We start from the raw sequence: 12,233 nt of genomic DNA on the forward strand, positions 1-12,233 counted from the left end.
CGTCCGTAACACCAACACGCCACGCTAGCACGCCTGTCCGTGTGTCCGGAACATAGGGCAGTATAGCGCAACATATGACGGCGAGGATCTTTCTCTTGGGATTAGGGACAAGACATTGAAAGAGTTACACTCATAAAATTGATAAACTGGGATGAAATTGAAAATTCGATTAAATAACTAAACTAAATATGTTCAGTCAATCTGAGAATTTTGCGTTAAGTTCTTTAGGGGAGGAAAAGGGTTGCGATAAGTTCGAAGCCATTCGCGCTTTCATTTTGAACAATATTCCCACCAAATTGCGCAACAGAAGCCCTTATCAGGCGAGCGCCGATGCCTTGGGATGACTTAGACGTCTCGGAGATGTGCATTACATCATTTTGTTCGGCGACATTGTTTTTGCATATCAGAGTTAGCTCTTTTCCATTTACAGAAAGACAGAAGTTTATTTGGGCATCGTTACCAGAAATGTTGCCATGCTTAACGGTATTCGCTGCAAACTCGTTTGCAATCAGTCCGATTGTGCTGGCGACCTTTGGCGAGACAGAGCAGGCGGGGGCGCTTGCGTTCACTGAAACAGAAGACGGTAGTGAAACCTCAAGGTGACTTGCTAACATCGGAATATAGTCTTGCAGCTCGACCCCGCTCTCTTCTTTGGACAAGTAGATAGACCTGTGAACCGCCGCAACGGCGTCAAGTTGACGCCGTAAAGCATCAAATGCAGCATCCGAATCGCCTATTTTTCGAGCTTCTGATTTGTATAATCCAATTGCCCCGGCAATAGAAGAGAGGCTGTTTTTGACCCGGTGGTCCATCTCGTCACGTAATATGTTTTGAGTTTGCAGAGCGTGTCTAAGATCCAATTCTCGCGTCACGCGCCGGGCCAAAACTTTTAACGCTTGTTGTTGATCGGCGTCCAAAGTTCTTGGCTTGTTGTCGAGTACACAGAGCGTTCCGATTGGCAAACCGTTTTCCGATTTGATGAGCGCGCCTGCGTAAAATCGCAGTCCATCATTGGGAATACATAATTCGTTATCCGCTGTTCGGTGATCAATATGCGTGTCTTCGATCAGGGTGAAGTCTTCTTCAAGAATAACATGAGAGCATATTGACGTCTCAAGCGGTGTTTGCCGAGTGCCGAGTCCGACTTCTGCTTTAAACCACTGTCTGTCAGCATCGATTAGGTTTACGACGGATATTGGCGTGCCGCATATTTTGGCTGCCAATTCAACAATATCATCAAAATCGTCTTCTCGCGGCGTATCGAGAATATTGTAACTGTGCAGCGCGGCTAAGCGCTCGGCTTGGCGCGGGTGGAAGGAAGCTTTCATGATAAGTTTGATAACTTAACAGAAGGCACGTCACCAGTACTTTCGGAAACTGATTCCGAATCTATCGACAATCTAGAAATCTTTATACTTTGTTTGACCCAGCGAATCGTTCCGATGGAAAATTAATACACCAGCCAAGGAAATTGCGGGCACATCCGCGCATTGACCCCCTTGATTAGGCGTTCTAGCGTATCAATATAATAGTCATATTTATGTCCCAGTCTGTTCTTTGAAACAGACTCACTAATCAGGAAATCCTATGTTTGATCCCGTTGAACAAGCCACTAACTACCTTATTCCGACCGTTGTCGAACAATCCAGTCGCGGGGAGCGGGCTTTCGATATCTACTCGCGCCTTTTGCGTGACCGCATCATCTTTCTTTCCGGCCCTGTCGAAGACAATATGGCGGGCTCCATCACGGCGCAGCTTTTGTTTCTCGAAAGTGAGAATCCGAAAAAAGAGATCTCCATGTATATCAACTCACCGGGCGGCGTTGTGACGGCCGGAATGGCGATTTACGATACCATGCAATATATCAAATCCCCTGTTTCAACCGTCTGTATGGGGCAGGCCTGTTCTATGGGCTCTCTGCTCTTGGCGGCCGGTGAGCCGGATATGCGAATCGCTTTGCCGAATGCACGGGTTATGGTGCATCAACCGTCCGGCGGGTTCCGGGGTCAGGCGTCTGACATTGAACGTCACGCCCAGGATATTCTGGCAATGAAAAAGCGCCTGAACGAAATCTACGTCAAACATACGGGCAAAAAATACGCGCTGATCGAGAAAACGCTCGACCGTGACCATTTCATGACGGCTGATGAAGCCAAGGACTTCGGCATTGTTGACCACGTTTATACCTCTCGCGGAGAGAAATAAGAGCGGTTTTCAAGACCCTACCGTCTGAAAATTTGACTGTATAAAGGCTGGGATATTTATATCTCGGCCTTTTCTTTTGACTTGAAACCTCTAGGTTTGACGTGTCCAATGAAAAAATCGTGCGAAATGTAAGGCGCGATTAAGGAAAGAGCCTTAATGTGACAGTTCAATGTCAATGAGGCACTGATTTTGCAGGGGTTTCGAAACAAGACACCCCGATATGAACGAGTACGGTTATGAGCAAAAACACAAGCGGCGAATCAAAAAACACGCTTTACTGTTCCTTCTGCGGCAAAAGCCAGCATGAGGTCAGAAAGCTAATTGCCGGGCCGACCGTGTTCATATGCGACGAATGCGTCGAACTTTGCATGGATATTATCAAGGAAGAGGGCAAGGGCTCTATTGCCAAAACGTCTGAAGGCGTCCCGACACCGAAAGAGATTTGCGAAACACTTGATGATTACGTTATCGGACAGGAATATGCCAAGCGTGTGCTCTCTGTAGCCGTTCATAACCATTATAAACGCTTAAATCACGCGACCTCCAATCCGGAAGTTGAACTGGCCAAATCAAATATTCTTCTGGTCGGGCCGACAGGCTGCGGTAAAACTCTGCTTGCGCAGACTCTGGCGCGCATCCTCGATGTGCCGTTCACTATGGCGGATGCGACCACTCTGACCGAAGCCGGTTATGTCGGTGAAGATGTTGAAAACATTATTCTGAAACTGCTTCAGGCCTCTGATTACAATGTTGAGCGCGCCCAGCGCGGCATTGTCTATATCGATGAGGTCGACAAGATTTCTCGCAAGTCCGACAACCCCTCCATTACCCGCGACGTGTCGGGTGAGGGCGTCCAGCAGGCTTTGCTCAAAATTATGGAAGGGACAGTGGCTTCTGTGCCTCCACAAGGCGGGCGCAAACATCCGCAACAGGAATTTTTGCAGGTTGATACAACGAATATCCTGTTTGTCGTGGGCGGCGCCTTTGCCGGACTTGATAAGGTTATTAGCAATCGTGGCGACAAGAAATCCATCGGCTTTGGCGGAGAGGTCAAGGAAATGGATGAACGGCGTATCGGCGATATTCTCCAGGGCGTCGAGCCGGACGATCTCACGCGATTTGGCCTGATTCCTGAATTTGTGGGCCGCCTTCCGGTGATTGCGACGCTTACGGATCTGGATGAAGATGCGCTGATCACGATTTTGACGCAGCCGCGTAACGCTCTGGTCAAACAATATGAAACGCTGTTCGATATGGAGAAAGTCAAGCTGACCTTCTCTGAGGACGCGCTCAAAGCGATTGCGAAAAAAGCCTTGGCCCGGAAGACCGGCGCGCGGGGACTGCGTTCCATCATGGAAGGTATTCTGCTCGATACGATGTATGATTTGCCGTCCTATGAAGGCGTAGCAGAGGTCGTCATTAACGGCGAAGTGGTCAACGGGACGGCGCAGCCGCTTATCGTTCACTCCGAAGAAGAGACGGCTCAAGAGCAGGCGTCCTGAGCCATGAGAGCGGGGTCGGAAGATCAGTAAGATGACTGAAAACCGCTCTTTTCGAGCGGTTTTTTTGTGGGCGACACAGGTGAGGGTGATGACAGCCAAGCGCAGTCAAATAAGCGCTCCGGCCTTGCATGGCCCTAAGCCACGCCCCATCTTGTGTGAAAGACAAGGCGCACAAAGACGCGCCGCTTGAAGGACTATTATGACTGATACTCATCTTTTACCCGTTCTGCCGCTTCGCGACATCGTCGTGTTCCCGCATATGGTTGTGCCGCTCTTTGTCGGGCGCGAAAAATCCATTAATGCGCTGGAAGAGGTTATGCGTCAGGAAAAGCGTATTCTGCTTTTGACACAGAAAGACTCCGAGGACGATGATCCGTCAAAAGACGATGTTTTTGACCGCGGCTGTATTGCGAAAATCCTGCAGCTTCTCAAGCTCCCTGACGGGACCGTGCGCGTTCTGGTCGAAGGACAAGAGCGGGCGACTGTGGACGCTTTCACAGACAGTAAGGACTATCTCGAAGCCTATGCCGAGATTGTCGAAACCGAAATGGACAGTGCGAGCAAGGCAAAAGCCTTAGCCAAAGAAGTGCGCGAAAAGTTTGATATCTACGGCAAGCTCAATACGAAAATTGCCGAGGAGGTGGTCGGCTCTGTGACAGAGACGAAAGATCCGGCGAAGCTTTCGGATATCATTGCCGTGCATCTCAGCGCTGAGATCAAGCACAAGCAGGACCTTCTCGCGGAGCCGAAAGTCACGGCGCGGCTGAAAGCGATTCTGGATCTTATCGACGCCGAAGCCAGCGTGTTGAAAGTCGAAAAGAAAATCCGCGGACGCGTGAAGCGCCAGATGGAAAAGACCCAGCGCGAATATTATCTGAACGAGCAGATGAAAGCGATCCAGTCCGAGCTGGGCGATGGCGATTCGCCGAATGAAATGGCCGAGCTTCAGGAAAAAATCGAGAAGACCAAGCTCTCTAAAGAGGCTCTGGAAAAAGTCACGGCCGAGATCAAAAAGCTCAAACAGATGAGCCCGATGAGCGCCGAGGCAAATGTCTCCCGCAACTATATTGACTGGATGCTGTCTGTGCCGTGGGGCAAGAAAAAACGCATTCAGCGCGATCTCGACAAGGCACAAGAAATCCTCGACGCGGATCATTATGGTCTCGAGAAAGTCAAAGAACGCATCATTGAATATCTCGCCGTGCAGAGCCGCACGAAAAAGGTTAAGGGTCCGATCCTTTGTCTTGTCGGCCCGCCAGGTGTGGGCAAGACCTCTCTCGGTAAATCCGTTGCCCGCGCAACGGGGCGTGAGTTTGTGCGGGTCGCGCTAGGCGGCGTTCGGGATGAGAGCGAAATTCGCGGTCACCGCCGGACTTATATCGGCTCCATGCCGGGACGCATTATTCAGTCAATGAAAAAAGCAAAATATATCAATCCATTATTCTTGTTTGATGAAGTAGACAAAATGGGAATGGATCATCGCGGCGATCCGTCTTCTGCGCTTCTTGAAGTGCTAGATCCGGAGCAAAACGATACGTTCAACGACCACTATCTGGACGTGGATTATAACCTGTCGGATACAATGTTTATCACGACGGCCAATAGTCTAAATATGCCGCAACCGCTTCTCGACCGTATGGAAATCATCCGTATCCCGGGCTATACCGAGGACGAGAAAATCGAAATTGCCAAGCGCCATTTGCTGCCGGAACAGATCAAAGAGCACGGCCTGAAAGAGGATGAGTTCTCTGTTTCCGAAGATGCTCTGCGCTCTATCGTGCGTTATTATACGCGCGAGGCGGGCGTGCGAAGCCTCAAGCGGGAAGTTGCCAGACTGGCGCGGAAAACATTGAAAAAGATCGTTTCCAAGGAAGCAACTTCTGTCGATGTGACGTCAGACAATATCGGCGATCTACTCGGCGTGAAGAAATTCCGTTATGGCCGCGCCGATGAAACCGATCAGGTCGGAACGGTCACAGGACTGGCCTGGACGGAAACGGGCGGCGATATTCTCACAATCGAGGCCTTGTCCATGCCGGGTAAAGGCGGCGTCAAAATCACGGGGAATTTGAAAGACGTGATGAAAGAATCCATCTCGGCGGCCAATTCCTATGTGCAGGCGAGGGCGCCCGAACTGGGCATCAGCCCGCGCGTCTTCCGCAGCACGGATATCCACGTCCACGTGCCCGAAGCGGCCACGCCCAAGGACGGCCCGTCAGCCGGTATCGGCATGGTGACCGCCATGGTGAGCGTTCTGACGCAAATTCCTGTGCGCAGTGATATTGCCATGACAGGCGAGGTGACCCTTCGCGGCCGCGTTCTGCCGATTGGCGGCTTGAAAGAAAAGCTCCTGGCGGCATTGCGCGGCGGTATCAAAACCGTCCTCATCCCGCAGGAAAATGAAAAGGACCTGGCCGACATTCCGGAGTCAGTAAAATCTGCCTTGGAAATTATTCCTGTCAGCCTGGTGGACGAAGTCCTCGAACATGCCCTGACGCGTGAGCCGACCAAGATTGAATGGACGGCCAGCGATAAGGCGGCGCTCGCCGGGATTATCATGGGCACGCAGGCTACCGATCCCGCTTTAGGCGGCGGGGCCACCCACTAATCTCTTTGGACGCTACGCCCTAGCCCGCCTTTAGGCGGGCTTTTTTTTGCTCCCTCGTTGAGTGAATTTCTCATCTTAGTAGGAAGCTAGGTATGGGATTACATTCGGAGAGAGCGGTTTGAGAGGCATCGGAACGCAAAGGGGTTAAAGACGTATAATCAACAATCTATAACTGTGATAATGATAATTAAGACTAAGGCGACAATCTCAGAGAACACAGCGTCAGGAGGACAGTATGAAAAATTTATTTTCCAAAGCCATGATAATTGGATTGTTTGCCGTTCTCGTGAGCTCTCTTCCGCTCTCGGCTTTTGCGCATCATGGATGGGCCTGGAGCACTGGCGGCAATATTGAACTCACCGGGACCATTACGGAATCAAAACTTGGTAATCCGCATGGGATTTTGAAGGTGGAGGTTAATGGCGAAATCTGGACGGTAGAGGTGGGCCAACCCTGGCGTAATGAGCGGGCGGGGCTGACCGATGAGGATTATGCTCCAGGAAAGGAAATCCGGTTCATTGGGGAGCCGTCATCCGACGAGAGTGATCGCCTTCTCAAAGCCGAAAGAGTCTATATTAATGATCGCGAATACGAGCTTTATCCAGATAGGGATTAACAAGGCGGCCGTTTCGTTCTGTCATGGAACCCATTCTGGAATGGCTCGCGCAAACCGATATCGCGACTTACTTACGCAATTCCCGATGGGGGTTTGCGGCCGTTAACACAGCTCATATATTCGGCATTTCCATTCTTTTCGGAAGTATTCTTACACTCGACCTACGGCTCCTGGGACTCTGGCGGAAAGTTCCTATCGCCCCGTTCAGTTATGCTCTACCGCGAATTGCCGCTTTCGGGCTCGCCCTTGCGGTAATTACTGGTATTTTATTGTTTTCTGTCCGTCCCAATGAATACGCTGCACTGGGCGTATTTCGTATAAAACTGGCTTTAATTTGTCTCGGGTTTCTGACGGCGCTTCTGGCGCATGCGAGAGGGAGCCTGCACAATGATAATAGACGACAACAGATGGTCACGGGTGTCGTCTCGATTTTCTGTTGGGCAGGCGCGCTTATTTGCGGTCGACTGATCGCGTTCATGGCCTAATTTATCGCCTGTTCCTGCTGAACAAGCTCTACCCCGCAGTCGCCATGAACTTTCCGCATGTTTGAACGCCTTGCTCAGTTTCGTCCTGAATCGCCATCCTTATTGCGATTGATTATACCAAGCGTCCTAAAGCGGTCATTGAGTATGCCCCAAAAACTAAACCAACATTAGAATAAAACGTGAGCAATAAGGCGGCGCTCGCCTGTACTTTGATGGGCACGCAGACGACCGGTCCCTCTTTGACCCCGCCCCTAGAGGTGGGGTTTTTTATTACCCGCTATTTTGACAAATTTGATACGATCTATTAAGTTATCATGATAACTATATGGAGTCAGACTATGAGCCATTTATTTGTAATTGCTGAAATAAGGCCAAAACCAGAGTATTTTGCTAAAGCAGAGAAAGCCATTATGGATATTGTAAATCCAACACGGGAAGAGGCGGGGTGTCATGCCTTTTCCCTTTTAAAGGGGGAGGAGGGAAAGCATCTCTATTTGTCTGAACAATGGTCGGATCAAGCCGCTTTGGACGCACATTATGCGAAAGAGTACACAAAGGCCGTTTTCAAAAATTATGACCAATGGCTAAGTCAGCCGGTGGTCATTACCAAAATGCACCGACTTGCCTAATGTTTTTCCTGAAAAAGCTGCCGACACGTCAAATGACGGAGCATTACGGAGCACTTTATCCGGAAATGGATGTGGATTTAGTTGAAGACGCTCTTTTGATGATGCGTAAGGCAAGCCTGTTAATTCGGGAATTGGACGCCTATTTCAAATCCTATGACCTCTCTCTGCTTCGGTTCTTAATCCTTATGGTCATTGACCGGGAACCAGGTAGAACAAGTTTAAGCCTTGGGGAAATAGGTGCCCGAGTCGATGTCTCAAAGCCGGTCATGACACGCACGATTAAAGCGCTCGTTTCTGATGATCTAATTACAGTTGCGCAGGACAGCGAAGATAAACGCTCCAAGTTTGTGGCTTTGACGAAAAAGGGGGTGGTTAAACTCGAAACGGTGTTGCCGGAGTATTTTGCTCTGATAACTCAGTTTATGGGGTCTCAGGACGAATAAAGATTACCGAAAAACAAAAAACCCGGCCATGGGCCGGGCTATTTTTATCTTCCATTTCCGGGGAAATGGCGCGAGTGACGGGACTCGAACCCGCGGCCTCCGGCGTGACAGGCCGGCGCTCTAACCAACTGAGCTACACCCGCTAAGATGTGAGAGGGGCTTTAGCTATCGAGACCGAATGCGTCAACGCTTGTTTTATGTGTTTTGCAGTTATTTTCGCTTTATTCGGGATAGGGCGGTAGGGCGGCCTGTCGGGCTTTTGTCAGCCCAAAGCGAACTAGGGCATAACTCTCTTCCACACGGGCAAGAATGTCGTCTTTTTCCAGTCTGTCTGTCAGTAAATCCGCCCAGCTTCCGCGTTTCATATGCGTATGAATCTCGGCTACGCCGGCTTCGATCAAAAGCTCCCGACTCTCTAGACTGCCGAGCTTGATAAGCATGTTCGGTTTGCCGGGCCGAAGGACGCAAAACATTTTGTCATCCGATATTTTGAACACATGTGAGCCCATCCATTGTTCCGTCATATAGGCGCCGGGCAGGGACAGGGCGAAGTCGGATATCGCGTCAAACAAGGCCATGATTCGAATCTAAGAATTTTTTGTATAAATGTGAAGTCTTCCCTTGCGGTCACCCTATAGATTGGCCTATCTAGCCGCTCCTGAAGAGGGCGGTTAGCTCAGCTGGTAGAGCATCTCGTTTACACCGAGAGGGTCAGCGGTTCGAACCCGTTACCGCCCACCATTTTCCTTTATAAAAACAACGCTTTAGCGTTTCTCTGAATAAACGTGTCCGACTTCAAAACGGCTCATGTCCGACTGTCAGCCCAAATTGTCCGGTAAGTTTAGCTTTGACACAGGCAGCAAATATGTTTTTCCAAGCGTAGGTTGCGTTTTGGAGGGGACTGGTTATTTACGGATATGAGAGACACTTCATACTCTGGTCTAAAAACCTTTGTAATAGGCGTGCTGTATGTGATCACGGGGTTTGCTATTGTCTTTGCCTTAACTTGGAGTTTTTACCAACTCGTCGAGATTTTCAATTTAGAGGCGTACGGCGAAGGGTTAATCAAAGGAATTATTAGTCTTAGTTTTTTTGGGCTTTGGTTCGGATTTGGTGTCTGTTTGGAAAAGAATGTGTTTCCAATTTATCACAAGAGGACTAAAATTATTCTGGTCTTACTCTTAGGAATAATTCTGATTGTTTTTGGGTCGTGGCTTCACGACTTTCGTATCTATCCACCAAGATAGTCGCACCATAATTTTTCCTTTGGACAATTTACCCGCGTTGGCTTTGGACAGACTCTGTCGACTATTTTTCAGGTTGTGAGACCATTATTGATATTGACGGTTGTCCCGTCAAATTTGGTCAAGGTGAACCCATCAAAGGTTTCGCGATAGGTTCTTGTGTAATCCTGCAATAAACCGATCGCCTGTTGTTCTCCGACCTGCAAGCCGTCAACGCCGTCAGAGCGGTAATGAACCCCGGCCCAATCACGACCCAGGGCAATATTATTGGCGAGCTTGTTAATCTCTCCGCCCAGCGTGAGTGCGGGGCCTGTATAGGGCCGTAATTGTGATCCGTCATTGCTGCAAATGACCGGGTTAGGAAACTCCAGACTTTCTTCAAAGAATGCTTTCAGAATCGTTGTGCAAGCTCCCGCAATCGTCGCATGTCCCGCCGGGTAGGAAGGATGGGTTGGGGAGCCTTCGGGAAAGGCCTGAGGCAAGAGGTATGTGCCTGTATTGGCAAATACGCGTCCCACACCCTCTGACTCCAAAATTTCTGACGGCAGGTCGTAAGACTTTTGCATGGTTTTTTGGAAATGCAGGCGCCCGCCATAGGCTTCCGGACGAAGGCGGCGATGAACGAGCCATTTCTGATACCACGCCCCGGAGAGAGCGAGATTACCCGCTTTCGCAACGAGATCCAGGACATCCGGACCGCCAAGAGTGGCAAAAGCCCCTTGGGTAGTGGACGTGTTGTAAAGATTCCCAATATCAAAACTTCCCGGAATGCCGAGCAGGATGAGCGCTGCGTTCAAGTAAGATTGGTATGAATAGTCGATATGGACAAATTCGCCCAAACCTCTGGCATCGTTAATATATCTGCGAAAGCCTTTGTTTAACGGGGCCGATGCGCCGCCGCGTTGAATGCTCAGCCAGGCCGATTCGCTTGTTGCAAAATCATTACCTACCGCCGGTGTGTCATAGGTTTGGACAATAGTTGTATTTCCGTATGGAACGTCTTGCCATAAAAACTGCGAGATATAGGGGCCGACAAGGTCTCCGGGCGTTTCGCCTCTGAAGATTGTTTCGACATTTACCGAAGATCCCTGTTTTGGCCCCACCGTTTCAGAAAACGCATTGAGATCTGTAATTGCGGCCTGGATAAGACTGCTGGTTTCATATTCAGCAAATGGCACGTCTCGGCAGAGGGATTTCCAATAAAGTTCTCCCATCTCTGCGGCAGTTTCCAATCCGGCAAAGCTTGGCGCGGGTCTCATATAGGTCTTATGCGAATCAAGGCCCACAAGCTCGAACCGGAAAGCCGCCTGCGGATTGGCAAGTTTCCGGGTGCCGCCAAGTGGGATGGCTTCGAAACGATCATTCTCGCCGCTATCTAAAGCTTGCAGAAACGACTCATAGGCATTTCTGTCGACTTCGCCGAGATTATTATGCGGCAAGCCTTTTGAATAACTTCCTCTGTAATCGGCATATAATCCTTCATCGCCATTCGTTTCTTGAGTGCCATATTTGACGCCCGACTGAAAAGTCGCGGCCTCATTGCGAATATTCAAGGCTTCGTTTTGTCGGGTCATGCTATCAGCTCCAAAGATCGGGTGTACGCCGCTTCCGGGTTCGGGTGAGGGCGGAGTTTCGCCTGCAGGCAAAAGCGAAGCGATTGAGGCCTCAGAAGATCCGCACCCGGAGAGTTTCAGGGAGGATAATGCCGCTGCGCCTTGCAAGAAATGACGTCGAGACGGCCGTCTTTGCTGTCCGTTGTTTTTACAGATTTTCTGGTGATGATTCTTAGACAATCTTGTCATAACGCCCCCGCTCAAAAACGGGATTAGCAAGAAAATTTAATTTTTCAAGATAGTAATTTGGCTAAATTTTATAAAACTTTAGGACAAACATACCGTGCATTAACAAAACGAGTTCAGTTGAGCCGTCGCGGTAAAGGAAATTCGCTTTGGGGTAACTATGCCAAAATAGGCGACATGTGGCGGTGTTCATCGTGCTCGTGACTGTCCGGATCGTCATGTTCGTCGCTCGGTTCAACGGCGACCATGTTCAGCTTGGCAAACTGGAGTCCTCGCTGGGCTTGTACGGTGTCGGCGAAATGCCTGACATCTTCGGCCCGCCCTTTCATCATGATTGTTTCCATACTGTGATAATGGTCGAGCCTGACGGTTGTGGAGGAAGCGACGAGGTCGTGATGTTCGTGTTGTAGGGTGGAGAGCTTTTCAGCAAGAGAACGAATGCGTTTGTCATAGACATAAGACAAACTTGCGACGCAGAAATCGACGGCTTTATCATCTCTCCGCCAGTGCTCGATGGTGTTGCGGACAATGTCTCGCAGGGCTTCCGAGCGGCTACGATAGGCGCGGGCCTGAATCATTTCATCAAATGTCTCTGCGAGTTTATCATCAATGGAAATCGTAATTCTTTGCATAGCAGGCCTTTATTTAACGCCCCCTTATGCGCCCGTCTGTGCGTAGGGTCAATTTCCCACCTGGGTGCAA

11 protein-coding genes and 2 tRNA genes are annotated in these 12,233 nt (G+C 49.8%); 8 read left to right on the top strand and 5 right to left on the bottom strand.

From position 1 onward, the window contains the following. Positions 1-224 precede the first annotated feature (224 nt). The gene (locus tag ACN0IC_RS03240) at positions 225-1,328 is read right to left on the bottom strand and encodes a histidine kinase dimerization/phosphoacceptor domain -containing protein (RefSeq protein WP_416877331.1); all 1,104 of its coding nucleotides are present in this window, start codon (positions 1,326-1,328) and stop codon (positions 225-227) included. Positions 1,329-1,587: 259 nt separating this feature from the next. Here ACN0IC_RS03240 and ACN0IC_RS03245 point away from each other — a divergent pair, with 259 nt between their 5' ends. The 7 genes from ACN0IC_RS03245 to ACN0IC_RS03275 all read left to right on the top strand — a co-directional run bounded on the left by ACN0IC_RS03245 (position 1,588) and on the right by ACN0IC_RS03275 (position 8,488). Further along, entirely contained in the window at positions 1,588-2,205 is a 618-nt protein-coding gene (locus tag ACN0IC_RS03245; protein WP_415812029.1) for an ATP-dependent Clp protease proteolytic subunit, read from the top strand. A gap of 236 nt (positions 2,206-2,441) precedes the next feature. Continuing rightward, a complete protein-coding gene (gene clpX / locus ACN0IC_RS03250) occupies positions 2,442-3,707 on the top strand; it encodes an ATP-dependent Clp protease ATP-binding subunit ClpX (protein WP_416877332.1) in 1,266 nt (421 codons plus the stop codon). 199 nt (positions 3,708-3,906) lie between these two features. After that, the gene (gene lon, locus ACN0IC_RS03255) at positions 3,907-6,315 is read left to right on the top strand and encodes an endopeptidase La (protein ID WP_416877333.1); all 2,409 of its coding nucleotides are present in this window, start codon (positions 3,907-3,909) and stop codon (positions 6,313-6,315) included. Positions 6,316-6,550: 235 nt separating this feature from the next. Continuing rightward, positions 6,551-6,931 carry a DUF6152 family protein gene (locus ACN0IC_RS03260; RefSeq protein WP_416877334.1) on the top strand — a complete coding sequence of 127 codons (381 nt, stop codon included), beginning with the start codon at positions 6,551-6,553 and terminating at the stop codon, positions 6,929-6,931. A 23-nt stretch (positions 6,932-6,954) separates the two neighbouring features. Next, a complete protein-coding gene (locus ACN0IC_RS03265; RefSeq protein ID WP_416877335.1) occupies positions 6,955-7,416 on the top strand; it encodes a hypothetical protein in 462 nt (153 codons plus the stop codon). 338 nt (positions 7,417-7,754) lie between these two features. Continuing rightward, complete coding sequence (locus ACN0IC_RS03270; RefSeq protein WP_416877336.1) at positions 7,755-8,045, top strand: putative quinol monooxygenase; 291 nt, start codon at positions 7,755-7,757, stop codon at positions 8,043-8,045. Then, positions 8,045-8,488, top strand: a complete 444-nt coding sequence (locus ACN0IC_RS03275) for a MarR family winged helix-turn-helix transcriptional regulator (RefSeq protein WP_416877337.1) — start codon at positions 8,045-8,047, stop codon at positions 8,486-8,488. Before ACN0IC_RS03270 ends, ACN0IC_RS03275 begins: the two co-directional genes overlap by 1 nt. A 66-nt stretch (positions 8,489-8,554) precedes the next feature. Here the strand turns inward: ACN0IC_RS03275 and ACN0IC_RS03280 are convergent. Both ACN0IC_RS03280 and ACN0IC_RS03285 read right to left on the bottom strand, forming a co-directional pair. Further along, a tRNA-Asp gene (locus tag ACN0IC_RS03280) sits at positions 8,555-8,631 on the bottom strand. Between the two features lie 78 nt (positions 8,632-8,709). Next, positions 8,710-9,066: an MmcQ/YjbR family DNA-binding protein gene (locus ACN0IC_RS03285; protein WP_416877338.1), complete on the bottom strand. Its 357-nt coding sequence runs from the start codon at positions 9,064-9,066 to the stop codon at positions 8,710-8,712. A gap of 87 nt (positions 9,067-9,153) precedes the next feature. On the opposite strand from ACN0IC_RS03285, the gene ACN0IC_RS03290 reads away from it, so the two are divergent. Further along, positions 9,154-9,229, top strand: a tRNA-Val gene (locus ACN0IC_RS03290). A 574-nt stretch (positions 9,230-9,803) separates the two neighbouring features. Here ACN0IC_RS03290 and ACN0IC_RS03295 read toward each other — a convergent pair. Together ACN0IC_RS03295 and nikR are read right to left on the bottom strand one after the other, a co-directional pair. Continuing rightward, positions 9,804-11,534 carry a vanadium-dependent haloperoxidase gene (locus tag ACN0IC_RS03295; RefSeq protein ID WP_416877339.1) on the bottom strand — a complete coding sequence of 577 codons (1,731 nt, stop codon included), beginning with the start codon at positions 11,532-11,534 and terminating at the stop codon, positions 9,804-9,806. A 155-nt stretch (positions 11,535-11,689) separates the two neighbouring features. Next, on the bottom strand, positions 11,690-12,163 hold the full coding sequence (gene nikR / locus ACN0IC_RS03300; protein ID WP_416877340.1) for a nickel-responsive transcriptional regulator NikR: 474 nt from the start codon (positions 12,161-12,163) through the stop codon (positions 11,690-11,692). Between the last annotated feature and the right edge of the window lie 70 nt (positions 12,164-12,233).

Origin of the sequence: Litorimonas sp., from assembly GCA_029936425.1 — a bacterium.
Taxonomy (GTDB): domain Bacteria; phylum Pseudomonadota; class Alphaproteobacteria; order Caulobacterales; family Maricaulaceae; genus Litorimonas.